We start from the raw sequence: 24,496 nt of genomic DNA on the forward strand, positions 1-24,496 counted from the left end.
GGCTCCCACAGGACCGCGCCGATTCTGAAGGCTGTGCAGTACCTGTGGGAGCTGGCTTGCCGGCGATGGGCCGCACAGCGGCCCCTTGCGGACACAGCGCCGCTGCTGTTCTATACTGCCGCTCTTTTTCCCCTAGTACCTGGATACCCGTTCGATGACCACCCTGCTGGCCCTGGATACCGCTACCGAAGCCTGTTCCGTCGCACTGCTGCATGACGGCATGGTAACCAGCCATTACGAGGTGATCCCGCGCATGCATGCCCAGAAGCTGCTGCCGATGATCAAGCAGCTGCTGGCCGAGTCCGGTGTGGCGCTGAATGCGCTGGATGCCATCGCCTTTGGCCGTGGCCCGGGCGCGTTCACTGGCGTGCGTATTGCCATCGGTGTGGTCCAGGGCTTGGCCTTTGCCCTGGAGCGCCCGGTTTTGCCGGTGTCCAACCTGGCCGCACTGGCCCAGGGCGCGCTGCGCGAACAGGGTGTGCAGCAAGTGGCGGCCGCCATTGATGCGCGCATGGATGAAGTGTATTGGGGCTGCTACCAGGCCACCGAAGGTGAAATGCGCCTGGTCGGCCAGGAGGCTGTGCTGCCGCCCGAGCAGGTGGCGCTGCCGGCGGGCAGCGCTGGCGAGTGGTTCGGCGCCGGTACCGGTTGGGGTTATGCCGAGCGCCTGGCAGTGCAAGTGGCCGCCAGCAATGCCAGTGCCTTGCCCAACGCCCTGGACATCCTCAGCCTGGCCAGCTTTGCCTGGGCGCGCGGCGAGGCGATCGCTGCCGAACAGGCGCAACCGGTCTACTTGCGCGATAATGTAGCGACACCCAAGAAACGCTGAATGTTGTTCGTCGGTTATCGCCGATGACACTAAAACCTTTTGCGCGATCTGTGGTCCAGTTATCACTCGAGCATTAGCGATGGAATCCTGATGCTGCTAAATTGCCATCATTGGTTCTGAGTGCTCATGCCATGCGAATCGACGGTTTCTCACCGCAGTCCTACCCGATCAAGCGCACTCCGCGAAAAGCAGCGGTGCGTGACGAGGCCATAGATGATGCCGAGGTGATCGAGGAGGTCGATACCGCCCCTCAGGAAGCCGCCGCCCGCCGTCGCAGCGGTGGCCTGCCAGCCCGCCAGCAGGACATGATTTTCCCCCGCGCACGTGACCGGCGCACGGCTACCGCATTGGCCAGCTACCTGAGCACCGCCGGTTTTACCGACTGGGACATGGAAGTACTGGGGCTTGACCTGTACATTTAGTGGATGAGTCCATCACCACTGCCTTATTTTCTCGGTTGCCCGTCATGGAGCGAAAACGCCTGGCGCGACTACCTGTATCCCGCCGATGCCAACAGCAGTGAAATGCTCGGCTATTACAGCCAGGTGTTCAACGCCGTCGAGGGCAATACCACTTTCTATGCACGTCCTGCACCCGGCACCATTGTGCGCTGGGCGCAGATCATGCCCGAACACTTTCGCTTCACTGCCAAGTTCCCCCGGGACATCAGCCATGAAGGCGACCTGCGCGATCAGCTGGAACCGGCCTTTGACTTCACCCGCCTGATGGCCCCGCTTGGTCAGCGCGTAGCGCCGTACTGGCTGCAGTTGCCGGCCCAGTTCAGCCCCGCACGGCTGGGCGAACTCTGCCACTTCCTTGACGAAGTCGGAGTGCCGGTGGCCGTGGAGGTGCGCAACCAGGCCTTCTTCGCCAAGGGTGAAGAAGAACGGTTGCTCAACCGCCTGCTGCATGAGCGAGGCGTGGAACGTATCTGCCTCGACCCGCGCGCCTTGTTCAGCTGCACCTCTCGTGACCCCGCCGTGCTGCATGCGCAGGCGAAGAAGCCCAAGGTACCGCCACGCCCGGCAGCCTTCAGCCAGCACCCCCAGGTGCGCTTCATCGGCCACCCGCAGCTGGAGGCCAACGAGGCTTTTCTTGCCCCTTGGGTGGACAAGATCGCCGCCTGGATCGAGGAAGGCCGCAACCCCTACATCTTCCTGCACACCTCGGACAACCGCCTGGCCGCGGCACTGGCCCAGCGCTTTCACCAACGCCTGATGCAGCGCCTGCCGGGCCTTGCCGCGTTGCCGGAATTGCCGCGCACCCCCGAGGTCGAACAACTGGGGCTACTCTGACCTTTCCCTGACTGCCGGAGGTTGAACCATGGATGTGCAAACCCTGCGAGCCGAAGCCTTCAAGGCCTTGCACGAGCGTGACAGCGCTTTCGTCATCCCCAACCCGTGGGATGCCGGCTCGGCCAAGTTGCTGGCCAGCCTGGGCTTCGAGGCGCTGGCCACCACCAGTGCCGGCTTGGCTTTCAGCCTGGGCCGTCCGGACGCCGAAGGCGCCTTGAGCCTGGACGATACCCTCGATAATGCTGGCGAGATCGTCGACGCCACCCCGTTGCCGGTGGCCGCTGACCTGGAGAACGGCTTTGGCGACCTGCCCGAGGATTGCGGCCAGACCATTCTGCGGGCTGCCGAAGTTGGCTTGGTGGGTGGCTCTATCGAGGATGCCAGTGGTCGCAGCGATACGCCGATCTATGATTTCGGGCTGGCAGTAGAGCGTGTGCGCGCAGCAGTTCAGGCGGCACGCAGCCTGCCGTTCCCGTTCACCCTTTGCGCCCGGGCAGAGAACCTGCTGCACGGGCGCATGGACCTGGACGACACCATCCTGCGTCTGCAGGCCTATGCCGAGGCCGGTGCCGATGTGCTCTACGCTCCCGGGCTGCGTACTGTCGAGGAAATCCGCGCGGTGGTGCAGGCCGTCGCGCCACGGCCGGTGAATGTGCTGATGGGCATGGCGGGCGTGCCGCTGAGCGTCAACCAGTTGCAGGACCTGGGTGTACGTCGCATCAGCGTCGGCTCATCGCTTGCCCGTGCCGCGTTGGGGGCCTTCCACCGGGCTGCGCTGGAGATTCGCGATGAGGGCACCTTCGGCTACGGTGAGCAGGCGCTGCCGTTCGCCCAACTCAACGAGCTGTTCCACCGCCGATGAGGGCGGTGCTGGCGTTGCTGGTCTGCCTGTCGTTGTTTGCGGGGCTGGCCTGGCACCTGGGTTGGCGTCTGCCCGCCGCATGGAGCCCTTGGGCGCCGCTGGATGTGCGTCAGCCACCCAACCTGTTGACTCCCTACAAACTGTCCCGCCTTCGCGATGACCCGGCACTCTGTCGCCTGGCGCTTCAAACCAGCCAGCTGCGCTACCGGGCACAAGCCGACAGCTCGGCTGCTGCCAACTGCCCATTGCGGAACGTATGGCGTATCGAAGGTGGTCAGGCGCGGCTCGGCGGCAGCTTTCTGGCCAGTTGTCCGTTGGCGGTGGCGTACGCACTGTTCGAAAAACATGGTCTGCAGCCTGCGGCGCAACGGGTGTTTGGGCAGCCGGTGGCACAGGTCGACCATCTGGGCAGTTTTGCCTGCCGCAATGTCTACCACCGCAAGCAGGGCAGGCTGAGCCAGCACGCCACGGCCGATGCCTTGGACATCAGTGGCTTTCGCCTGCGAGACGGCCAGCGCATTGTCCTTGCGCGGGACTGGCAGGCGGGTGGGCAGAAAGCGGAATTCCTTCGTCAGGTGCAGCAGGCAGCCTGTGACAGCTTCAGCACGGTACTGGGGCCGGACTACAACGCTGCACACCACAACCACTTTCATGTGGACATGGGCCGCTGGCAGATCTGTCGCTGAGCGTGGGCACGTTCAGGCGTGGGCGCGCACGTTGTTCAGCACCACCGGGCGTGCCCAGTGGATGTCGAACTCCAGATCGGTCTGCTGCTTGGCCAGGGTGGCGTCATCGAACGGCTCGGGGGCCGGGTCCAGCAGATTGGTCTCGAACTCGGCGATCGGCAGGAACAGCGAACGCGGGATAGGGCCGGGGCCGGGTTCGGCAATGGGGTGACCTTGGCTCATCACCACCGGGCGTAGCCAGCTGTTGCTGATATCGAGCTGACGCTGCTGCTCGATCAGCTCGGCTGCGCTGAACGGCTCGGGGGCAGGCGGCAGCAGATTGGCTTCGAGCTCTGCCTTGGGCAGAAACAGTGGCTCGGGCGGTGCCACCTCGGTGTCGTGTACCGGGCAGGCACGCTGGGCGTCGATCAGGGCCAGTGCACGGGCGCCGCCGATCGGCTCGCCGCTGCTCTGGTCGTATTGCACGAACGACTGGCTGACGCTGTCTACGGGCTCTTCCTGCTGCTCGGCCATGGCCCGGGCAAAGAAATCCTGCCAAAGGTGGCTGACGCCCCCCAGTGCCTGGGTGTTGTGCTGACTGTAGTTGCCGACAGGCGACAGGTAGGTCAAGCCGATGGGAAGAGTATCTGACATGGCAGTCGCGCGCGTTGTGCTCTGGCAGAATAGCGGGATATTGCCTGTATCGGCCGAAGTAGCCGATACATTAACGGCTGGGTTCAATTTCTAGGTGTGAATGATGGAAGAGCAGGGCACAGGTATCCGGGTCGAGGCGCTGTCGGCTGAATTCGAGGCGCAAGCCGCTGCGTGGGCGCAGCGCCTGGGGTTGCCGCTGCAGGACGATGCTGCCGGGTTTGCCGTGCAGGTTGGTGTTGATGGCTTGCAGATCCAGCAATTGGGCCCGCAGGCCCCGGGGCCGGTGCGGGTGGACTTTGTCGAAGGCCAGGCCGCGCACCGGCGCCTGTTCGGTGGTGGCAACGGGCAGATGATCGCCAAGGCGGTGGGCATTGCCCAAGGCGTGCGTCCGCAGGTGCTGGATGCCACTGCCGGGCTGGGCAAGGACGCGTTCGTGCTGGCCAGCCTTGGCTGCCAGATGACCCTGATCGAACGCCAGCCGCTGATTGCCGCGCTGCTGGAGGATGGCCTGGCGCGGGCGCGGTCGGATGAAGAGGTGGGGCCGATCGTCGGGCGCATGCGCCTGCTTGCCGGCAACGCCATCGAGCGCATGCGCGCCTGGGAGGGCGAGGCACCCCAGGTGATCTACCTCGATCCGATGTTCCCGCACCGGGACAAGAGTGCGCTGGTGAAGAAGGAAATGCGTGTGTTCCGGCCCTTGGTGGGGGATGACCTGGATGCCCCGGCCCTGCTCGAAGCTGCCCTGGCGCTGGCCAGCCACCGGGTGGTGGTGAAGCGGCCGCGCAAGGCGCCGATCATCGACGGGCCGAAGCCGAGCCATAGCCTGGAGGGCAAGTCGAGCCGGTATGACATTTACCCGAAGAAGGCCCTCAAGGCCTGAGCTGAGAGCTTCGGTATCCTGTAGGAGCAACTATCTTATGTTGCCTGTAAGGGCCCTATCGCCGGCAAGCCAGCTCCCACAGGTACTGCACAGCCCTGAGGACAGTGCGATCAAGGTGGGCGCTGGCTTGCCGGCGATGGGGCCAGTCCTGGCAGCCTGATGTCTCAGGGCTGGAACGCCCGCAGGAACACACCTACCACCTCGCGCACATGCGCCTCGGCCTCATCCCCCTCCAGCGGCCCCGCGCATCCCAGCAGCAACCGGTAATCCGGTGCGCCCTTGACCAGGCAGAAGAAGTGCTCCGCCGCACGCAGCGGGTTGTCGATGCGCAACAGCCCGCGCTCATGCGCCCCGCGCAGCAATGCCTCCATTCCCGCCAGCACGCGCTTGGGCCCGGCTTCGTAGAAGTACTCGCCAAAGCTCGGGTCGAGGCTGCCCTGGGCCATGATCAGGCGGCTGAGCTTGACCGCTTCATCGCTGCTGATCAGCGCCTGGAAGCCACGGGCAATGGTCAGCAGCACCTCTTCCACCGGTGCCCCTTCGGGGTACTCGAACAGCAGGTCGGGCAACTGGATCTGGCAGGTTGCCATGACCGCCGAGCAGAACAGCGTCTGCTTGTCGGTGAAGTGGCTGTATACGGTGAGCTTTGAAACACCTGCCGCCGCAGCGACCGCATCCATGCTGGTGTTGGCGTAGCCAAGGCTGAGGAACAGGGCCTTGGCTGCTTCGAGAATCGCCTCGCGCTTGGCCAGATCCTTGGGCCGGCCCGGGCCGATGGGGGCGTCGTTGGACATCGTGGTCTGCATCTGGTTGAAGATTCGCTCATCTTACCGGCTCAGACGCCATTCGGGTGAAACCGCTCCCACAACGCTCAACCACTGCTCTGCAAAAAACGGTACATACCCTTCCCGGCACCCACTGCCTCATTTAATATACTTGTCAGTATAAATATTCGATGTGCTCTCTGGGAAAGGATTCATCATGTTGCGCCATGCCTTGTCCATCGCTCTGTCCGCCGCTGCCGTGCTGTTGCTGGCGGCGTGCGGCCAGGAAGCCGCCCCACCTGCTGCGCCGCGCCCGGCGTTGGTGGTGCAGCCGCAGCCGGCCGAAGCCGCTGCCGACAGTTACCCCGGCGAAGTGCGGGCGCGCTTCGAGCCGGAACTGGCTTTCCGCATTGGCGGCAAGGTCAGCAAACGCCTGGTCGAGGAAGGGCAGCGGGTCAAGGCCGACCAGCCGCTGGCCGAGCTGGACCCGCAGGATGTGCGCCTGCAACTGGAAGCCAACCGTGCCCAGCTGGCTGCCGCCGAGGCCAACCTGTCGCTGGTGCGCGCCGAGCGCGATCGCTACCAGAAGCTGCTGGACCGGCAGATGGTCAGCCATTCCCAGTTCGATAACGCCGAAAACCTCTACCGCGCCGGCCTGGCCCGGCTGAAACAGGCCAAGGCCGAGTTCGACGTGGCTGGCAACCAGGCTGAATATGCTGTGCTGCGCGCACCCCAGGCCGGAGTGATCGCCAAGCGCCAGGTGGAAGTGGGCCAGGTGGTCGCCGCGGGGCAGACCGTGTTCACCCTGGCCGCCGATGGCGAACGGGAAGTGGCTATCGGCCTGCCGGAGCAGCAGTTCGCCCGCTTCGCCGTGGGCCAGCCGGTGAGCGTCGAGTTGTGGTCGCACCCGCAAGAGCGCTTCCAGGGGCGCATCCGCGAGTTGTCACCGGCCGCCGACCCGCGTTCGCGCACCTTCGCTGCCCGCATCGCCTTTACCACGGCCGCCACGCCGGCAGAGCTGGGCCAGAGCGCCCGGGTGTTCATCGCCCACGAAGGGCAGATCCCGCTGGCGGTGCCGCTGTCGGCAGTCACTGCGGAAAACGGCCAGGCCTACGTCTGGCGGGTCAACAAGGAAAGCCGCCTGGAGCGGGCCGTAGTGCGCCTGGGGCCCTACGGCGCCGACAGCGTACCCGTGCTTGAAGGCCTCGCCCCCGACGACTGGGTTGTCGCCGCAGGTGGCCATGTATTGCGCGAGGGCCAGGAGATACGCCCCGTGGACCGTACCAACCGCGTAGTGAACCTGACGGCCAAGGAGTAAGTCCCGATGGGTTTCAACCTTTCTGCCTGGGCGCTGCGCAATCGCCAGATCGTCCTGTTCCTGATGATCCTGCTGGCGGCCATTGGCGCCATGTCCTACACCAAGCTCGGCCAGAGCGAGGACCCACCGTTCACCTTCAAGGCCATGGTCATCCGTACCCTGTGGCCCGGTGCCACCGCTGAGGAAGTGTCCCGCCAGGTCACCGAGCGCATCGAAAAGAAGCTGATGGAAACCGGCGAGTACGAGCGAATCGTCTCGTTCTCCCGTCCGGGCGAATCGCAGGTCACCTTCATGGCCCGCGACTCGCTGCATTCCAAGGACATTCCCGAGCTGTGGTACCAGATCCGCAAGAAGGTCGCCGACATCCGCCACACCTTGCCGCCGGAGATCCAGGGCCCGTTTTTCAATGACGAGTTCGGCACCACCTTCGGCAATATCTATGCGCTGACGGGGGAGGGCTTCGACTACGCGGTGCTCAAGGACTATGCCGACCGTATCCAGATCCAGTTGCAGCGGGTCAAGGATGTGGGCAAGGTCGAGCTGATCGGCCTGCAGGACGAGAAAATCTGGATCGAGCTCTCCAATCTCAAGCTGGCCACCCTCGGCGTGCCGCTGGAGGCCGTGCAGCAGGCCCTGCAGGAGCAGAATGCGGTCAGCACCGCTGGCTTCTTCGAAATGCCCAGCGAGCGCCTGCAACTGCGGGTGAGCGGGCGCTTCGACAGCGTCGAGCAGATTCGCCAGTTCCCCATCCGCGTGGGTGACCGCACCTTCCGTATCGGCGATGTGGCCGAGGTGCACCGCGGCTTCAACGACCCGCCCGCACCGCGCATGCGCTTCATGGGCGAGGATGCCATTGGCCTGGCGGTTTCGATGAAGGATGGCGGCGACATCCTGGTGCTGGGCAAGGCACTGGAAAGCGAGTTCGAGCGCCTGGCGCGCAGCCTGCCAGCCGGCATGGAGCTGCGCAAGGTCTCTGACCAGCCGGCAGCGGTCAAGGCTGGTGTGGGCGAGTTTGTCCAGGTGCTGGTCGAGGCGCTGGTCATCGTGCTGCTGGTGAGCTTCTTCTCGCTGGGCCTGCGCACGGGGCTGGTGGTGGCGCTGGCCATACCGCTGGTGCTGGCCATGACCTTCGCCGCCATGCACTACTTCGGCATCGGCCTGCACAAGATCTCTCTTGGCGCGCTGGTGCTGGCCCTGGGCTTGTTGGTCGATGACGCGATCATTGCCGTGGAAATGATGGCGATCAAGATGGAGCAGGGCTACGACCGCCTCAAGGCGGCCAGCTACGCCTGGAGCAGCACTGCCTTCCCGATGCTCACCGGCACCCTGATCACGGCGGCGGGCTTCCTGCCCATTGCTACGGCAGCCTCCAGCACGGGCGAATACACCCGTTCGATCTTCCAGGTGGTGACCATCGCCTTGCTGACCTCCTGGGTGGCCGCCGTGGTATTCGTGCCTTACCTGGGTGAGCGCCTGCTGCCGGACCTGGCCAAGCTGCATGGCGCGCGCCATGGCAAGGATGGCCACGCGCCAGACCCTTACGCCACACCGTTCTACCAGCGTGTACGGCGGGTGGTCGAATGGTGCGTGCGGCGGCGCAAGACGGTGATCCTGCTGACCGTTGCCGCCTTTGTCGGCAGTATCCTGTTGTTCCGCTTCGTGCCCCAGCAGTTTTTCCCGGCCTCCGGGCGCCCGGAACTGATGGTCGACCTGAAACTGGCCGAGGGTGCCTCGCTGGCCAACACCGCCGAGCGGGTCAAGCAACTTGAGGTGTTGCTCAAGCAGCAAGAGGGTATCGACAACTACGTGGCCTACGTGGGCACCGGTTCCCCGCGTTTCTACCTGCCGCTGGACCAGCAGCTGCCGGCGGCCAGCTTCGCCCAGTTCGTGGTACTGGCCAAGTCGATGGAAGACCGCGAGCGCCTGCGCAGCTGGCTGATCAGCACCGTGGACCAGCAGTTCCCCGACCTGCGTGCCCGGGTCACCCGCCTGGAAAACGGCCCGCCCGTGGGTTATCCGGTGCAGTTCCGGGTGACTGGCGAGCACATCGAGAAGGCGCGTGCGCTGGCGCGCGAAGTGGCCGACAAGGTGCGCCAGAACCCGCATGTGGTGAACGTGCACCTGGACTGGGAAGAGCCGAGCAAGGCGGTGTTCCTCGAGATCGATCAGGACCGCGCCCGCGCCCTGGGCGTGAGCACCGCTCACCTGTCGAGCTTCCTGCAAAGCTCGCTGACCGGCACCACGGTCAGCCAGTACCGCGAGGACAACGAGCTGATCGAGATCCTGCTGCGCGGCACCCGGCAGGAACGCAGCGAGCTGGGCAACCTCGGCAGCCTGGCGCTGCCGACCGACAATGGCCAGAGCGTGGCGCTGTCGCAGGTTGCGACCCTGGAGTACGGCTTCGAAGAAGGCATCATCTGGCACCGTAACCGTTTGCCGACGGTGACCGTGCGCGCCGATATCTACGACAAGGAGCAGCCGGCGACGCTGGTGAAACAGATAGAACCGACCCTGCGTGACATTCGTGCCAAGCTGCCGGATGGTTATTTGCTGGAAGTGGGCGGCACGGTCGAGGACTCCGAGCGTGGGCAGAAGTCGGTGAATGCCGGCATGCCGCTGTTCGTGGTGGTGGTGCTGAGCTTGCTGATGATCCAGCTGCGCAGCTTCTCGCGCACGGTGATGGTGTTCCTCACTGCGCCGCTGGGGCTGATTGGCGTGACCTTGTTCTTGCTGGTATTCCGCCAGCCGTTCGGCTTTGTCGCCATGCTTGGCACCATTGCCCTGGCGGGGATGATCATGCGCAACTCGGTGATTCTGGTGGACCAGATCGAGCAGGACATCGCGGCGGGGCTGGAGCGCTGGCAGGCTATCATAGAAGCCACGGTGCGGCGCTTCCGCCCGATCGTGCTGACCGCACTGGCAGCGGTGCTGGCGATGATTCCGTTGTCGCGCAGTGTGTTCTACGGGCCGATGGCGGTGGCGATCATGGGCGGGTTGATCGTGGCCACCGTGCTGACCCTGCTGTTCCTGCCGGCGTTGTATGCGGCGTGGTTCAGGGTGAAGAAGGGCTGAAGACCGCAGGGGAGGGCTTTGCCCTCCTATCGCGACACAAGGCCGCTCCTACAAAGGTCCTGCATTCGCCGATCAATGTAGGAGCGGCCTTGTGTCGCGATGGGCTGCAAGCAGCCCCCAGGGCCCTCAGAGGGCGCCGAAGACCTTCTTGGCCAGGCTGGTTGCCGCTTCAGCCGGGTTCTGGCGAATGCTCTGCTCCTGCTTGGCAATCATCTCGAACAGGCCATCCAGTGCCTTTTCAGTCACGTAGTTCTCGATGCTGGCGCTCTTGGCATCGACCACACCCAACGCCACGGCCTGCCCGGCAAAGTTGTTGTACTGCTGAGCCAGGCCAACCTTGTCGGTAGCCTGCTTGACGATTGGCAGGAACTTTGCGCGGATCTGCTCGCGGCTGCTCTTGTTCAGGTACTGGGTAGCCGAGTCGTCACCGCCGGCGAGGATGCCTTTGGCATCGGTCACACTCATGTTCTTCACGGCATCCACCAGAATCGCCTGGGCCTGCGGCACGGCAGCCTCGGCGGCCTTGTTCATGCTGGTTTCCAGGGCTTCGACCTGTTCACCCTTGCCGAACATCTTCATCGCCTTGGCGGCCTTGCCCAGGTTGCCTGGCAGTTCGATACGCACGTCAGGGTTGTTGCTGAACCCACCCGGGGTGCTCAGCTGCTTGACGGCCAGTTGTGCGCCTTGGGTCAGGGCATCCTTCAGGCCGCCGGTGGCGTCCTTTTGGGTCAGGTCGCCCAGCGACAGGGCCAGGGCACTGGCCGACAGCAGCAGGCCGGCACACAGGGTGGTGAAACGCAGGGAAGTGCGGATCATGAAGCTTTCCTTGTAAACAGATGAATACGGGTATCAGCGGACTGGGTCGACCTTGATCCGCACGGGCTGTGGGTCACTGCCGTCAAGCATGACGCCGTGGTGTTCGGTGTTGATGAACAGCAGCTTGCCGTCCAGCTCGATGCGCGCGCTTACCGCATAGCGGTGGCCGGGCTTGATCTGGGCCGGGTCGTAGGTGAGGTGGAATGGCAGCGGTACATTGCCTTTGACCGGGCCGGCCTGGCGGGCCAGGGTAACCGCCGGGGCGTCCATCAGCGAGACGTCCTGCAGCTCCACGCTGAGGGTGGCGGCAGGTGGCAGGGCGCTGCGCTGCAGGTAGAAGACTTCGCCATCCAGGCTGGCCTGGTTGGACGGCGTGTGGCTGGAACAGGCTGCGAGCAAGGATGCGCAACACAGCATAAAGAGCTTTTTCATGGTATCTCCGAAGTCCTTGGCGTTGGCTTGTGGCCAACCCCAGGGACTCTAGCGGATTTTCCCGGCTGATAAAGCCTCAGATGGTGGAAGTTTCCAGCCCGTCTTCACGGTGCAATGCCACCTGGCGGATCGACAGGCGCAGCTCCGCTGACAGCACGCGCTTGGCCACGCCTTCGGCCAGCTCGCCGAGCTTGGCGTGATAACCCAGCTTGCCCTGGGCATCTGCATGCAGCACGCCTTGCTCGACCAGGGTCTGGATGAAGTGGCGGAACAGGGTCTTGTCGAAGAACTCCGGGGCGTTCAGGCCGTGCAGGATCGACAGGCGCTGGGCCATCATCACGCACAGGTCTTCCAGTTCTTCGGCGCTGAGGCTGTTCTGCCCGCTGTTCAGCAGCAGCGAGGTGGCCATGTAGAAACGCTGCAGGGTCTGGGTGATGGTGCGGGCGAGCAGGGTCAGCAACACGAACTGCCGCGAACTGGGCGCCGGGCGAATGTAGGTGTCGTTGTCCTGGCGCAGCAGCCCTTGCTCGACCAGCGCGGCCAGCCACTGGTCAATCACCTCATCCAGTTGCTCCGGCGACCAGCGCAGGAACAGTTCGGCCTGCAGGTAAGGGTACAGCGCGTGCACATACTGGCCCAGCAGTTCGCGGCTCATGCGCGAGCTGCTGAGGAAGAAGCTCGCCAGCAGCGCCGGCAGGGCGAAGATGTGCAGCACGTTGTTGCGGTAATAGGTCATCAGTACCGCGTTGCCTTCATCCAGGTACAGGATGCGACCCAATGCGTCCTTCTGCTCGGCCACCAGGTTCATCCCGCGCACGTGTTCGATCAGCGCCTGGCCGTCGCCATCCGGCAGGGTAGTGTGCGGCGAGTAGGGCACCTGGCGCAGCAAGGTCAGGTACAGGTCGAGCACGCGGGTCAAGGCGCGCTCGTCCAGGGGCAGGCGGCTCGTGGACAGCAGAGCCAGGGCCACCAGGTTGACCGGGTTGATCGCGGCCGCCTCGTTGAGGTGACGGGCCACGGTTTCGCCCAGGCGGGCGGTGGTTGCATTGAGCCAGGCCGGGCGGTACTGCGGGCCGTGATCCTGTTCACGCCAGCCGGGCTGTTGCTGGTCGAGGAAGCCGGCCAGGCGGATCGGCTCGCCGAAGTTCACGTATACCTGGCCAAAGCGCTGCTTTAGCGCGCCGAATACCTTGAAGATATCGAAGATCGACTCTTTCTTCTTGCTGGCACCGCGCAGTTCGCCCAGGTAGGTGCGGCCTTCGAGCACGCGCTCGTAGCCGATGTACACCGGCACGAACACGATCGGCGTGCGCGACGAACGCAGGAAGCTGCGCAGGGTAATGGCCAGCATCCCGGTGCGCGGCTGCAGCATACGCCCGGTGCGCGAGCGGCCGCCTTCGACGAAGTACTCCACCGGGAAGCCCTTGGTGTACAGGGTATGCAGGTACTCGTTGAACACCGCGGTGTACAGCGGGTTGCCCTTGAACGTGCGGCGCATGAAGAAGGCACCGCCACGACGCAACAGGTTACCCACCAGTGGCATGTTGAGGTTGATGCCCGCGGCCACGTGCGGTGGTGTCAGGCCGTTGCGGAACAGCAGGTACGACAGCAGCAGGTAGTCGATATGGCTGCGGTGGCACGGCACATAGATTACTTCGTGGCCGGGTGCGATGCCTTGCACCTGCTCGATATGGTTGACCTTGATGCCGTCGTAGATCTTGTTCCAGAACCAGCTCAGCACCACTTCGAGGAAGCGGATCGCGGTGTAGGTGTAGTCCGAGGCAATCTCGTTGCCATAGCGCAGGGCCTGGGCTTCGGCCTTGGCCAGCGGCAGGTTTTCGCGCTGCGCCTCATCGACGATGGCCTGGCGCACCTGGGGCGCGTGGATCAGGCCTTTGACCAGGTTGCGACGGTGCGAGATGTCCGGGCCGATGACGGCGGTCTTCAGGTTGCGAAAGTGCACGCGCATCAGGCGCTGGGCCATACGTACGGTGCGTTCGTGGCCCTTGTTGTGCTGTACCAGTTCGCGCAGGTGGATGGGCGCGGAGAACTGCACCCGCGTCTTGCGCCCGAGGATCAGCACGGTCAGCAGCCGGCGCAGGCGCCCGGTAACCGCCCAGCTGTCGGCGAACAGCAATTTCCACGGGCTGGATTCACTTGCCGGGGTCTGGCCCCAGAACACACTGACCGGAATGATCTGCGCATCCTCTTCGGCATGCTGGCTGACGGCGGCGACCAGGCGCTCCAGGGTAGGCGGGGCACCGCGCTTGTCGTGGCGGCCGAGCCAGTCCGGGTCCGGGGTCAGGTAGAAGAATGCCGCCGGCTCCTGCAGCGGGCCGACCGCCACCGGTAGCACCGGGCGCGGCAGACCTGCCTTGGTGCATTCGTGGTCGAGCACGGCCAGGTCGGTGAGCGCGGGCGAGGGCAGGGCATAGAACACCGGGCGGCTGCGGTCGAGCTTGAGGGTGAGGGAGGACTGGTTGATGGTCTCAGAGCGCACCCACAGGTACAACAGGCGACGCAGGGCGCCGAAGATCAGGCGGCGCAGGGGGGAACGGGTCATGGGGTGTGTGCCCTGGGAGTGATTTTCAGGTGGGTATCCAGCCAATTAGTCTGCCGTATCCGCGCAAGTTCAGCAAAAATCGCCGAACGGCGCGACGGTCATCAAATTTTTTTGTTCTGTGTCATATACTCGGCCTGCCACTTGCAAGATATTTGCGCAAGCGGCGTCGACACAGGGAGGGACTCTGTGTCTGCAAGGCGATCTTCACAATAAAAATCCGGAGTAGTTCAGATGTCGTCTCGTGAGACTGGGAATGTAAAGTGGTTCAACGATGCCAAGGGTTATGGCTTCATTCAGCGCGAAGGTGGTGCGGATGTATTCGTCCACTATCGGGCGATCCGCGGTGAGGGGCATCGTACCCTGGTCGAAGGTCAGCGGGTGGAATACGCCTGCGTGCAGGGCCAGAAAGGCCTGCAAGCCGAGGACGTAGTGGGCCTCTGAGCCTCATGCTGTAAGGCTTGTTGTGGGAGCTGGCTTGCCGGCGATTACCGGCGAAGCCGATGCCAGGCACCGTGTTGCCTGCATCGCCGGCAAGCCGGGCTCCCACAATGAATGCAGTGCATTCAGGTACGCCAGGTGATTTCCTCTTCACCGTCGGCGCTGATGCGGACCCAACGGTCGGCATCTTCTTCCCCATCTTCCTCCACCCAGCCACCTGGCGCGCAGCGCACTTCCACGCCCAGTGCGGCAAATGCGGCGCGGGCACAGGCGACATCATCGGCCCACGGCGTCTGGTCGCTTTCCAGGTACAGGCTGTTCCATTTCCCTACAGCCTTGGGTAGCCAGGTGACCGGAATGTTACCGGCCTGGCATTTGAAGGTATGGCCTTTCTGCTTCCATTCGCTGCATGGGCCGATTGCCTGGGCGAGCCACTCGGCAATCTGCTTGTGGTCGACGTCGGCGTCCTTCAGGTAGATCTCGATATCAGGTTGGCGCATAAGGGCTCCGGGTGTGCTCAGTCTTGGCGCACGAAATAGTCATAACGCATGGAAACCGTGACCTCGAACGGCTCGGGCTGGTCGATTACCCGGGCACGTTTTTCGGCACTGGCACGCCAGCCGTGCGGGGTCATGGCCAGCAGGTCGGCGCGGGCCCTGGGCGCGGCCAGGCTCAGGCGGAACTCCAGGGTTTCGCTGTGGGCATGGGCCATGCCTTCGGGCACCAGGGCCAAGTGTTTGTCGTCGGCGTAAGGGCGTACTTCATCGTAGAGCACTTCGCGCAGTTCCATCAGGTGGCCGCTGGTGGGGCCGACCCGCATCAGGCCGCCGCCGGGGCTGAGCAGGCGCTTGGCCTCGGCCCAGTCCAGCGGGCTGAACACGCTGGCGATGAACTGGCAGCTGGCGTCGGCAAGCGGCACGCGGGCCATGCTGGCGACCATCCAGGTAACTTCGGGTGCGCGGCGGCAGGCACGCTTGACTGCCTCACGGGAGATGTCCAGGGCGTAGCCGTCGGCAGCCGGCAGGGCTTGGGCGATTTGCGCAGTGTAGTAACCCTCGCCACAGCCGATGTCCAGCCAGGCTCCGGGCTGGCGCTCGGCGGCCAGTTCGGCCAGGCGGCGCGCCACCGGCGCATAGTGGCCGGCGTCGAGGAAATCGCGGCGGGCTTCGACCATGGCCTGGTTGTCACCCGGGTCGCGGCTGTTCTTGTGCTGCACCGGCAGCAGGTTCAGGTAACCCTGGCGGGCCCGGTCGAAGCGGTGGCCGGCCGGGCACACCACACCGTTGTCGAGCCGGCTCAGTGGTGCCTGGCAAAGAGGGCAGGCGAGCATCAGGCGAGCAACCGGACCAGGGTCTGGTAATAGATTTCGGTCAGCAGATCAAGGTCGCTTGCCAGGATCCGTTCATCCACCTGGTGGATGGTGGCGTTGACCGGGCCGAGCTCGACCACCTGGGTGCCCATGGTGGCGATGAAGCGGCCATCGGAGGTACCGCCGCTGGTCGACGGCTGGGTGTCACGGCCGGTGACGCCCTTGATGCTGGCCGAGACGGCGTCCAGCAATTCGCCCGGCTCGGTGAGGAACGGCAGGCCCGACAGCGCCCAGTCGATCGACCAGTCCAGTTCATGCTTGTCGAGAATCGCCGACACCCGCGCCTGCAGGCCTTCGACGGTGGACTCGGTGGAGAAGCGGAAGTTGAACAGTGCGGTCAGCTCGCCTGGGACCACGTTGGTGGCGCCGGTGCCGGAGTTGAGGTTGGAGATCTGGAAGCTGGTCGGCGGGAAGAACGCATTGCCTTCATCCCAGTGCTCGGCCGCCAGTTCCGCCAGGGCCGGTGCTGCCAGGTGGATCGGATTGCGCGCCAGGTGCGGGTAGGCCACATGGCCCTGCTTGCCGCGTACGGTCAGCTTGGCGCCCAGCGAGCCACGGCGGCCGTTCTTGACCACGTCACCCAGCAGGGTGGTGCTGGAGGGTTCGCCGACGATGCACCAGTCCAGGCGCTCGTTGCGTGCTTTCAGGCGCTCGACCACGGCCTTGGTGCCATGCTGGGCCGGGCCTTCCTCGTCGCTGGTGATCAGGAACGCGACCTTGCCGCGGTGCCCCGGGTAGTCCTGCACGAAGCGCTCGCTGGCAATAACCATGGAGGCCAGGCTGCCTTTCATGTCGGCGGCGCCACGGCCGCAGAGCATGCCATCGGCGTCGATCAGCGCTTCGAACGGCTCATGCTGCCATTGCTGCACCGGGCCGGTGGGGACCACGTCGGTGTGGCCGGCAAAGCACAGCACCGGGCCATCCTGGCTGCCGTGGGTGGCCCAGAAGTTGTCGACGTCCTCGAAGCGCATCGGCTCGAGCTGGAAGCCCACGGCGCCCAGGCGGTTCATCATCTGCGCCTGGCAGTCGGCGTCGACGGGGGTGACCGAGGGGCGGCGGATCAGGTCGCAGGCCAGTTGAAGGGTAGGCGAGAGCTCGGTAGGGGCCGTCATGGGGGACTCCGGGGCAAGGCAAGGCGGGGAAATCTGAGGGGCGTTATCTTATATCAAATGGATGTAAAAGGTACGACCGGATTGGCCTAGGTGATGGCGCAACGTTTTCAGTGGCATGTGCAACGTTTGTTATTGGCTAAACACCCTTCACCCAGTTGCATATGAATGGCGCCATGTGCGGGTATCAGAAAGGCTTGTTTTTACCTGTGACAGCGGCAGTTATCCTGCTGATAACTGCCGCTGTTTCTTTAGAGTTGGTTAATGCCGAGGCTGGTAATTGTAATGTTCCTGCCGCCACTGTCGGCATTTTCTGCCCACATATTTACATAGGTTGTTTCATCATTGATTTTTTCGCGAGCCATTAGCATGAGAGGTACCAGCACTTCACTGATTTCAGTTTCGTAGGTTGTTTCGTTCGTATTTATCGTGCACCGAAGGCTGTCTTTTCGTTGATTCAAGTAGCTAAAGCTGATGCGGGTTGGTTCAATTTTGAAAGAGTTTTCTGTTGGACGCTGCTGGCACATCATTGTTCACTCCGGGTAATTAACTTAGAGCGTTCAGCTTAGGAGTTCCCCTGTTTGTCAACAACTATCAGAATTGCCAGGATACGTGGGCGCGTGAATGCCTCTGGTGGACGCGGTCTGCCCGGGTTTTTATTAGGAACCGCACCGAATGCCATGCCTGCGACGCTGGGGTCATTGAAGTTCCAGCTAAACGGAACTTCAATATTTTGCATGGCGCGCGTCAGCACGTGGTGGCCTCGGCGGGTACTTGAGAGAAGAGGCCCAGAACGCTGGTCGGCGTCGAACAGCGTCTGGAATGGCTCAAGCGGCCATTGTCCCGCCTGGCCGTGGGGCCGGTTCGCGGTCACTTCTGAATATCAGGCCGTTCCAGCACCCCTCAAGCCTGTTGCGGTTCGGCAGCCTTTTCCCCGGGCTTGGGCAGCGAAGACAGGAACGCCATCACCAGCGCCGCCACATAAGGCAACGACTGCACCAGCAACATTGCCACCCAGAAGCGCATGTCCGAGCTCGGCAGCCCCTGTACCAGGTAGATGCCCAGCGCTGCGCCCCACAGCAGCAACATGATGAACAGCTCTTCCCGCGCCTCGGAAATCGCCACCAGCAGCCCGTGGCTGTCGGCGTTCTTCGGTGTGCGGAAGAACGGCATGCTGCTGGTGAAGAACCCGTACAGCACCGCCTTGGCGATGGTGTGCGACAGCGCCAGCCCCGCCAGCGCCGCAGCAAAGGCATCCTTCAGGTTCACCCCTACCGCGCGGCGGTAGAGGAAGATGATCTTGCCGACCTTGAAGAAGAACAGTGCCAGCGGCGGAATGGCAAAGATCATCAGCGGCGGGTCGACCCGGTGCGGCACGATGATCATCGCCGCCGACCACAGCAGCGCGCCGATGGTGAAGAAGATGTTCATGCCATCGGCGATCCACGGCAGCCAGCCGGCCAGGAAGTGGTAGCGCTGGCCGCGGGTCAGCTCGCTGTCCTTGCCGCGCAGCAGGGCGCTGGCGTGGTGCTTGATGATCTGAATGGCGCCGTAGGCCCAGCGGAAGCGTTGCTTCTTGAAGTCGATGAAGGTATCGGGCATCAGGCCCTTGCCGTAGCTGTTGTGGGCATAGGCGGCCGACAGGCCCTTCTCGAATACCCGCAAGCCCAGTTCGGCGTCCTCGCAGATGCACCACTCGGCCCAGCCCAGCTCTTCCAGCACACTGCGCCGGGTCATGGTCATGGTGCCGTGCTGGATGATCGCGTCACGGTCGTTGCGGGTGACCATGCCGATGTGGAAGAAGCCCTTGTATTCGCTGTAGCACAGCTTCTTGAAAGCGCTTTCGTGCTGGTCGCGGTAGTCCTGCGGCGACTGCACCACGGCAATCTTTGGGTCGGCGAAGTGCGGCACCATGTGCTTGAGCCAGTTGCGGTCGACGCAGTAGTCCGAGTCGATCACCGCGATCACCTCGGCGTCCTTGGCGGTGTGCGGGATCAGGTAGTTCAGCGCGCCGCCCTTGAAACCGGCCAGGGGCGCGACATGGAAGAATTTGAAGCGCTCGCCGAGTTTCTCGCAATGGGCCTTGAGCGGCTCCCACACGGCCGGGTCCTTGGTGTTGTTGTCGATCACCAGCACTTCGTAGTCGGGGTAATCCAGCGCTGCCAGTGCGTCAAGGGTCTGTTTTACCATCTCCGGCGGCTCGTTGTAGCACGGTACGTGCACCGACACCTTGGGCCGGTAGGCGCTGTCGGCCTGCACCGGCAGGAATTCGCGCCGGCGCTTGTGTATCCATACCGCCTCGGCCAGTTCGTGGGCCTCGGTCAGCAGCACGATGAACACGCCCAGCGCGCCGAGGGCCAGCAGCACGCCCACGGTCAGGCTGAACCAGGTGCTGTATTGCTGGCTGTAGTCGTAGGCGATCCATACCAGCACCGAACCGCACAGGAAGGTGATGAAGGTGAGGAAGGTACGGCCACGCTGGCGCAGGGCCGAACCGTCGATGAACAGCACCATCAGGGCGATCATTGCCAGCACCACCGAGGCCACCGCCAGGGCGCGCCATTGGGGGATCGCCACCACCGGGCCGTCGAAGTTGAATTTTTGCTGGCGCTCGGCGTTGTACACGCCCCAGTAGGCGCCCACCGAGCCTTCGTCACTGGCCTTCCACGGCTGGTCGTAGGCCTCGATCACGAAGTAATTGTAACCGCGGCGGTTGAGGGTGTTGACCAAGGTACGCAGGTAGATGGCCTGGTCGGCCTGGGTAGCATCGGCGCCGCCGCGCATGCGGCCGTTGCTCGGCCAGCCGACTTCCGACAGCAGCAGGGGTTTGCGCGGGAACTGGTGCTTCAGCTCGCGGGCGCGGTCGAGCACGAACTCCACCGAATCCTTCATCGGCACGAACTCCCAGTACGGCAGGATGTGCGCGGCAATCAGGTCGACGTGCTTGGCCAACTGCGGGTTTTCCTTCCAGATGTGCCACTGCTCACTGGTGGTCACCGGCACCTTGACCGCTGCGCGTACCCGGTCCAGGTACTTGATCAGGTTTTCCGGGGTGACTTCTTCGCGGAACAGTGCCTCGTTGCCGACCACAACCCGCACCACGCTGCGCGAGGTGTTGGCCAGCTGGATGGCCGTGGCGATTTCGCGTTCGTTGCGCTCCAGGTCCGGGCTGATCCAGATGCCCAGCGTCACCCGCAGGCCGAATTCCTCGGCCAGGCGCGGGATATCCGCCTGGGTGCCCTCCACGGTGTAGATCCGGATGCTGTCGGTCAGTTTGCTCAACTGCTCCAGGTCCTGGCGCATCTCGTCGTCACTGGGGTACTGGCCCTTCTGCGGGCTTTCGCCCAGGCGGAACGGTGAATACGAGAAGCCGGATATCTGTTCTGGCCAGGCGGGGGCGGATACCGGGCGGTTGATCAGCGCCCAGAACCCGGTGAACAACGCGGCGATGGCCAGGACCACGACCAGGTTCAGGCCGAATTTACGTGAAGACATTGTCGTCCATATGTGTCGAAGTGATAGGACATTAAAGCAGGGTTGGTAGTCTCTTTCCTAACGATGCAGGCCATGGGCCCCCTGGCATATAATGCGCGCCGGTTTTTTGGGGTATGAACATGAGCACAGAAGATCCACGCTTCGCCGGTGTCGCCCGGCTTTATGGCGACCAGGGGTTGCACCGTCTGGGCCAGGCCCATGTGGCCGTGGTCGGTATTGGCGGGGTAGGCTCGTGGGCGGCGGAAGCGCTGGCCCGCAGTGGCGTGGGCGAGATCACCCTGTTCGACCTCGACGATGTGTGCGTCAGCAACACCAACCGCCAGGCCCATGCGCTGGAAGGGCAGGTGGGGCGGCCCAAGGTCGAGGTCATGGCCGAGCGCCTGCGGGCGATCAACCCGGCGTGCACGGTGCATGCTGTGGCCGACTTCGTCACCCGCGACACCATGGTCGAGTACATTACCGAGAACCTCGACTGTGTGATCGACTGCATCGACAGTGTAATGGCCAAGGCGGCGCTGATCGCCTGGTGCCGGCGGCGCAAGATCGCCATCGTCACCACCGGTGGCGCCGGTGGGCAGATCGACCCGACACAGATCCAGATCGCCGACCTGAACAAGACCTTCAATGACCCGCTGGCCTCGCGGGTGCGCTCCACCCTGCGTCGCGATTACAACTTCTCGCGCAATGTCAGCCGCAATTATGGCGTGCCGTGCGTGTTCTCCAGCGAACAGCTGCGCTACCCCAAGGGCGATGGCAGCGTTTGCCTGCAGAAAAGCTTTGTGGGCGAGGGCGTGCGGTTGGACTGCTCGGGTGGCTTTGGCGCGGTGATGATGGTGACCGCGACCTTTGGCATGGTTGCGGCGAGCAAGGCGGTGGAAAAACTGGTAGCGGGGGCGCGGCGGCCTTCGGAGCGGGTCAAGCCTGAATAACTGCTTCTGGCCCACTCGGTCCTTGTAGGAGCGGCCTCGTGTCGCGAAAGGGGCGCGTAGCGGCCCCAGGTTCCCAGTTCCACCACAGAGATTGACGGGGCCGCTTTGCGGCCCTTTCGCGACACAAGGCCGCTCCTACAGGTAAAGCGCCAGCCAAAACGCCACGCGATACCTGTGGGAGCGGGCGAGCCCGCGAAGAGGCCAGCACCGATTCAACGGTTGGACGCCAGCTCCGCCATCCGCTGCAACACCGCATGCAGCCCATTGCTGCGCGATGGCGAAAGTTGGCGCTCCAGGCCCAGCTGAGTGAACCACTCACGCAGATCGAGCCCGGCGAGCTCTTCACTGGCCAACCCCTGCACCCGCACCAGCAACAACGCCAGCAGCCCACGCAACAGGCGTGCATCGCTGCTGGCCTTGAACCGCCACAAGCCCTCGACCTGCTCGGCCACCAGCCATACCAGGCTTTCGCAGCCATGCACCCGGTTGGCCTCGGTCTTTTCAGTTTCATCCAGCGGTTCCAGCCGGTCGCCCCACTGCATCAGCAGCCGCGCGCGCTGTTCCCAGCCCTTGCCCTGCTCGAAAGCTTCCAGCGCCTGGCGCGCCTGGTCCGGCAAGCTCATCGCAACAGCTCCAGGCCTTGATCGAGCGCCTCGAAGAAACGCTGCAAGTCATCGCTGTCGTTATACAGCCCCAAAGAGACGCGGATCGCGCCCTCCAGGCCTAAGTCCCTCAGCAGCGGCATGGCACAGTGGTGCCCGGCACGCACGGCAATGCCTTGCTCGGTCAGCAGATGGGCGATATCGGCGTTATGCACGCCTTCGATGACGAAACTGGCAAGGGCCGCCTGTGGCTTGCCGAGGATGCGCACGCCATCGCGGTCCCTCAGGCCGCGCAGCAGGTGCTGGTGCAGGCTGGTTTCATGAGCTTCGAGTGCCTGGGCATCGAGGCTTGCCAGGTAGTCCAGGGTCGCACCCAGGCCGATCACCCCGGCGATCGGCGGCGTGCCTGCCTCGAACCCCAGTGGTGCCGGACGGAAGCTGGCGCTCTGGTATTCGGCCAGTTGCACCATCTCACCGCCGAACTGCCAGTGGTGCAGCCGTTCCAGCGCCTGGCTGCGGCCGTACAGCACACCGACGCCTTCCGGGCCGTATAGCTTGTGGCTTGAGAACACATAGAAGTCGCAGCCAAGCTGCTGCACATCATGGCGGCCATGCACCACGCCCTGGGCACCGTCGACCACGGTCAGCGCGCCTTGCGCACGGGCATGGGCCAGCAGTGCCGGCAGCGGCTGCCAGGTGCCCAGCACGTTGGACAGCTGGCTCACCGCCAGCACCCGAGTGCGCGGGCCGATCAGTTGCAGCGCCTGGTCCAGGTCGATGCGGCCATCGGCATCCAGCGGCAGCACTACCAGGCGCAGGTTGCGCCGGCGCGCCAGCTGTTGCCAAGGTAGCAGGTTGGCATGGTGCTCCAGAGCGCTGACGGCAATTTCGTCACCCGCCTCGAAGCGGTGTTCCAGGCCGTAGGCCAACAGGTTCAGCGCCGAAGTGGCCCCGTGGGTGAAGATGATCTGCCGCGAGTCTGCCGCATTGAGCCAGGCGGCAACCTTGTCGCGGCTGGTTTCGAAGGCCTGGGTCGCCAGTGCGCCGGGCAAGTGCTGGGCACGGTGCACGTTGGCCGCGCCATGGCCGTAGTAATGGCTCAGGGCATCGAGCAGGGCTTGCGGCTTCTGGGTAGTGGCGGCGCTGTCCAGGTAGGTCTGGTGCTGCCGTTGCAGGGCGGCGATGGCGGGAAAATCGGCACGCCAGGGGGAGGGCTGAAACATGGTCGCGGGGCCTGGAATGAAAATCGGGTCTGGCGTGGTGCCAGACCCGATCTTAACATTTCAAACGCTGAGAATCCGCTGTTCGCGAGCAAGCTCGCTCCGGCAGCGGTTGAAGGGTTCTCAGTTGTGCGCGTGCAGCGCCTCGTTCAGCTCGATGGCCGACTTGTGGGTCTTGCACTCCACCGCGCCGTTCAGCGAGTTGCGGCGGAACAGCAGGTCGGTCTGGCCGGCCAGGTCGCGGGCCTTGACCACTTTGACCAGCTGGTTGTTCTCGTCCAGCAGGTTCACCTTGGTACCGGCGGTGATGTACAGGCCGGCTTCGACGGTGTTGCGGTCGCCCAGCGGAATGCCGATACCGGCGTTGGCGCCGATCAGGCAGCCTTCGCCAACCTTGATGACGATGTTGCCGCCACCGGACAGGGTGCCCATGGTCGAGCAGCCGCCGCCCAGGTCCGAGCCCTTGCCGACGAATACGCCAGCGGAAACGCGGCCCTCGATCATACCCGGGCCTTCGGTGCCAGCGTTAAAGTTGACGAAGCCTTCGTGCATGATGGTGGTGCCTTCGCCGATGTAGGCGCCCAGGCGCACGCGGGCGGTGTCGGCGATACGTACGCCGGCCGGGACCACGTAGTCGGTCATTTTCGGGAACTTGTCCACCGAGAATACTTCCAGCAGCTCGCCCTTCAGGCGCGCTTCCAGTTGCAGTTCGGCGAGTTCGGCCAGGTCGACCGCGCCCTGGTTGGTCCAGGCCACGTTCGGCAGCAGCGGGAAGATGCCGGCCAGGCTCACGCCGTGCGGCTTGACCAGGCGGTGGGACAGCAGGTGCAGCTTGAGGTAGGCCTCTGGGGTCGAGGTCAGCGCGGCATCTTCGGCCAGCAGCGTGGCGACCAGCGGCTTGTGGCTTTCGGCCAGGCGGGTCAGCAGGGCGGCCTGGGCGGCATCCACGCCTTTCACGGCTTCGGCCAGTTGCGCGGCCTGGGCGTTGCTGAAGGCGATGGCCTGGTTGCCACCTTGGTAACCGAGAACAGGGGCTACTGCAGCGACCAGTTCGGCGCTCGGGTTGAGCAGCGGTTGCGCATAGAACACTTCCAGCCAGGCGCCCTGGCGGTTCTGGGAGCCGACACCGAAGGCCAGGCTGAACAGGGTATTGGACATGTGATTACCTCGTGCGAAATAGGGTA

23 protein-coding genes are annotated in these 24,496 nt (G+C 64.1%); 10 read left to right on the top strand and 13 right to left on the bottom strand.

The window, feature by feature from the left end:
- Positions 1-154: 154 nt before the first annotated feature.
- From tsaB to IRZ77_RS16230, 5 genes are all read left to right on the top strand, one after another.
- Positions 155-829, top strand: a complete 675-nt coding sequence (tsaB, locus tag IRZ77_RS16210; protein WP_108479794.1) for a tRNA (adenosine(37)-N6)-threonylcarbamoyltransferase complex dimerization subunit type 1 TsaB — start codon at positions 155-157, stop codon at positions 827-829.
- 131 nt (positions 830-960) lie between these two features.
- Positions 961-1,251, top strand: coding sequence for a hypothetical protein (locus tag IRZ77_RS16215; protein ID WP_046616117.1), 291 nt, complete (start codon positions 961-963; stop codon positions 1,249-1,251).
- A gap of 3 nt (positions 1,252-1,254) precedes the next feature.
- A complete protein-coding gene (locus IRZ77_RS16220) occupies positions 1,255-2,124 on the top strand; it encodes a DUF72 domain-containing protein (RefSeq protein WP_085601953.1) in 870 nt (289 codons plus the stop codon).
- Positions 2,125-2,152: 28 nt separating this feature from the next.
- On the top strand, positions 2,153-2,986 hold the full coding sequence (locus IRZ77_RS16225) for an isocitrate lyase/PEP mutase family protein (RefSeq protein WP_046616119.1): 834 nt from the start codon (positions 2,153-2,155) through the stop codon (positions 2,984-2,986).
- Positions 2,983-3,672 (top strand): extensin-like domain-containing protein, encoded by a 690-nt coding sequence (locus tag IRZ77_RS16230; protein ID WP_196173936.1) that lies wholly within the window; start codon positions 2,983-2,985, stop codon positions 3,670-3,672. Before IRZ77_RS16225 ends, IRZ77_RS16230 begins: the two co-directional genes overlap by 4 nt.
- Before the next feature lie 12 nt (positions 3,673-3,684).
- Here the strand turns inward: IRZ77_RS16230 and IRZ77_RS16235 are convergent, their stop codons facing one another.
- Positions 3,685-4,305: an energy transducer TonB gene (locus IRZ77_RS16235; protein ID WP_085601955.1), complete on the bottom strand. Its 621-nt coding sequence runs from the start codon at positions 4,303-4,305 to the stop codon at positions 3,685-3,687.
- 103 nt (positions 4,306-4,408) lie between these two features.
- Here IRZ77_RS16235 and IRZ77_RS16240 point away from each other — a divergent pair, with 103 nt between their 5' ends.
- A complete protein-coding gene (locus IRZ77_RS16240) occupies positions 4,409-5,185 on the top strand; it encodes a class I SAM-dependent methyltransferase (RefSeq protein ID WP_046616122.1) in 777 nt (258 codons plus the stop codon).
- A 164-nt stretch (positions 5,186-5,349) separates the two neighbouring features.
- Here the strand turns inward: IRZ77_RS16240 and IRZ77_RS16245 are convergent, their stop codons facing one another.
- Positions 5,350-5,991 carry a TetR/AcrR family transcriptional regulator gene (locus IRZ77_RS16245; protein WP_025337952.1) on the bottom strand — a complete coding sequence of 214 codons (642 nt, stop codon included), beginning with the start codon at positions 5,989-5,991 and terminating at the stop codon, positions 5,350-5,352.
- 175 nt (positions 5,992-6,166) lie between these two features.
- On the opposite strand from IRZ77_RS16245, the gene IRZ77_RS16250 reads away from it, so the two are divergent.
- Positions 6,167-7,267, top strand: coding sequence for an efflux RND transporter periplasmic adaptor subunit (locus tag IRZ77_RS16250; protein WP_085601958.1), 1,101 nt, complete (start codon positions 6,167-6,169; stop codon positions 7,265-7,267).
- A gap of 6 nt (positions 7,268-7,273) precedes the next feature.
- Entirely contained in the window at positions 7,274-10,339 is a 3,066-nt protein-coding gene (locus IRZ77_RS16255; protein WP_046616126.1) for an efflux RND transporter permease subunit, read from the top strand.
- A gap of 126 nt (positions 10,340-10,465) precedes the next feature.
- Here the strand turns inward: IRZ77_RS16255 and IRZ77_RS16260 are convergent, their stop codons facing one another.
- From IRZ77_RS16260 to plsB, 3 genes are all read right to left on the bottom strand, one after another.
- Complete coding sequence (locus tag IRZ77_RS16260) at positions 10,466-11,155, bottom strand: DUF4197 domain-containing protein (RefSeq protein ID WP_046616127.1); 690 nt, start codon at positions 11,153-11,155, stop codon at positions 10,466-10,468.
- Between the two features lie 33 nt (positions 11,156-11,188).
- Entirely contained in the window at positions 11,189-11,587 is a 399-nt protein-coding gene (locus IRZ77_RS16265) for a YbaY family lipoprotein (protein WP_085601960.1), read from the bottom strand.
- Between the two features lie 76 nt (positions 11,588-11,663).
- Entirely contained in the window at positions 11,664-14,150 is a 2,487-nt protein-coding gene (plsB, locus tag IRZ77_RS16270) for a glycerol-3-phosphate 1-O-acyltransferase PlsB (protein WP_196173937.1), read from the bottom strand.
- A 231-nt stretch (positions 14,151-14,381) separates the two neighbouring features.
- Between plsB and IRZ77_RS16275 the strand changes: the two genes are divergently transcribed.
- Complete coding sequence (locus tag IRZ77_RS16275; protein WP_003252255.1) at positions 14,382-14,591, top strand: cold-shock protein; 210 nt, start codon at positions 14,382-14,384, stop codon at positions 14,589-14,591.
- 122 nt (positions 14,592-14,713) lie between these two features.
- Here the strand turns inward: IRZ77_RS16275 and IRZ77_RS16280 are convergent, their stop codons facing one another.
- The 5 genes from IRZ77_RS16280 to IRZ77_RS16300 form a co-directional block, all read right to left on the bottom strand.
- Positions 14,714-15,088, bottom strand: coding sequence for a hypothetical protein (locus IRZ77_RS16280; protein WP_003257701.1), 375 nt, complete (start codon positions 15,086-15,088; stop codon positions 14,714-14,716).
- Between the two features lie 17 nt (positions 15,089-15,105).
- Positions 15,106-15,918: a putative RNA methyltransferase gene (locus tag IRZ77_RS16285; RefSeq protein ID WP_196173938.1), complete on the bottom strand. Its 813-nt coding sequence runs from the start codon at positions 15,916-15,918 to the stop codon at positions 15,106-15,108.
- Positions 15,918-17,069, bottom strand: a complete 1,152-nt coding sequence (gene dapE, locus IRZ77_RS16290; protein ID WP_196173939.1) for a succinyl-diaminopimelate desuccinylase — start codon at positions 17,067-17,069, stop codon at positions 15,918-15,920. Before dapE ends, IRZ77_RS16285 begins: the two co-directional genes overlap by 1 nt.
- Before the next feature lie 248 nt (positions 17,070-17,317).
- Positions 17,318-17,596, bottom strand: a complete 279-nt coding sequence (locus IRZ77_RS16295; RefSeq protein WP_046616131.1) for a hypothetical protein — start codon at positions 17,594-17,596, stop codon at positions 17,318-17,320.
- A gap of 373 nt (positions 17,597-17,969) precedes the next feature.
- Positions 17,970-20,561: a glycosyltransferase gene (locus IRZ77_RS16300; protein ID WP_135001699.1), complete on the bottom strand. Its 2,592-nt coding sequence runs from the start codon at positions 20,559-20,561 to the stop codon at positions 17,970-17,972.
- A 119-nt stretch (positions 20,562-20,680) separates the two neighbouring features.
- Between IRZ77_RS16300 and tcdA the strand changes: the two genes are divergently transcribed.
- Positions 20,681-21,490: a tRNA cyclic N6-threonylcarbamoyladenosine(37) synthase TcdA gene (gene tcdA, locus IRZ77_RS16305; protein ID WP_166674220.1), complete on the top strand. Its 810-nt coding sequence runs from the start codon at positions 20,681-20,683 to the stop codon at positions 21,488-21,490.
- A 212-nt stretch (positions 21,491-21,702) separates the two neighbouring features.
- Here the strand turns inward: tcdA and IRZ77_RS16310 are convergent, their stop codons facing one another.
- The 3 genes from IRZ77_RS16310 to dapD all read right to left on the bottom strand — a co-directional run bounded on the left by IRZ77_RS16310 (position 21,703) and on the right by dapD (position 24,470).
- Positions 21,703-22,113, bottom strand: coding sequence for a SufE family protein (locus tag IRZ77_RS16310; RefSeq protein ID WP_085601967.1), 411 nt, complete (start codon positions 22,111-22,113; stop codon positions 21,703-21,705).
- The gene (locus tag IRZ77_RS16315) at positions 22,110-23,315 is read right to left on the bottom strand and encodes a cysteine desulfurase (protein ID WP_108480693.1); all 1,206 of its coding nucleotides are present in this window, start codon (positions 23,313-23,315) and stop codon (positions 22,110-22,112) included. The genes IRZ77_RS16310 and IRZ77_RS16315 overlap by 4 nt, the downstream gene beginning before the upstream one ends.
- 120 nt (positions 23,316-23,435) lie before the next feature.
- Positions 23,436-24,470: a 2,3,4,5-tetrahydropyridine-2,6-dicarboxylate N-succinyltransferase gene (gene dapD / locus IRZ77_RS16320; RefSeq protein WP_025337969.1), complete on the bottom strand. Its 1,035-nt coding sequence runs from the start codon at positions 24,468-24,470 to the stop codon at positions 23,436-23,438.
- Positions 24,471-24,496 lie beyond the last annotated feature (26 nt).

It is taken from the genome of Pseudomonas pudica, assembly GCF_015680405.1.
Lineage (GTDB): Bacteria > Pseudomonadota > Gammaproteobacteria > Pseudomonadales > Pseudomonadaceae > Aquipseudomonas > Aquipseudomonas pudica.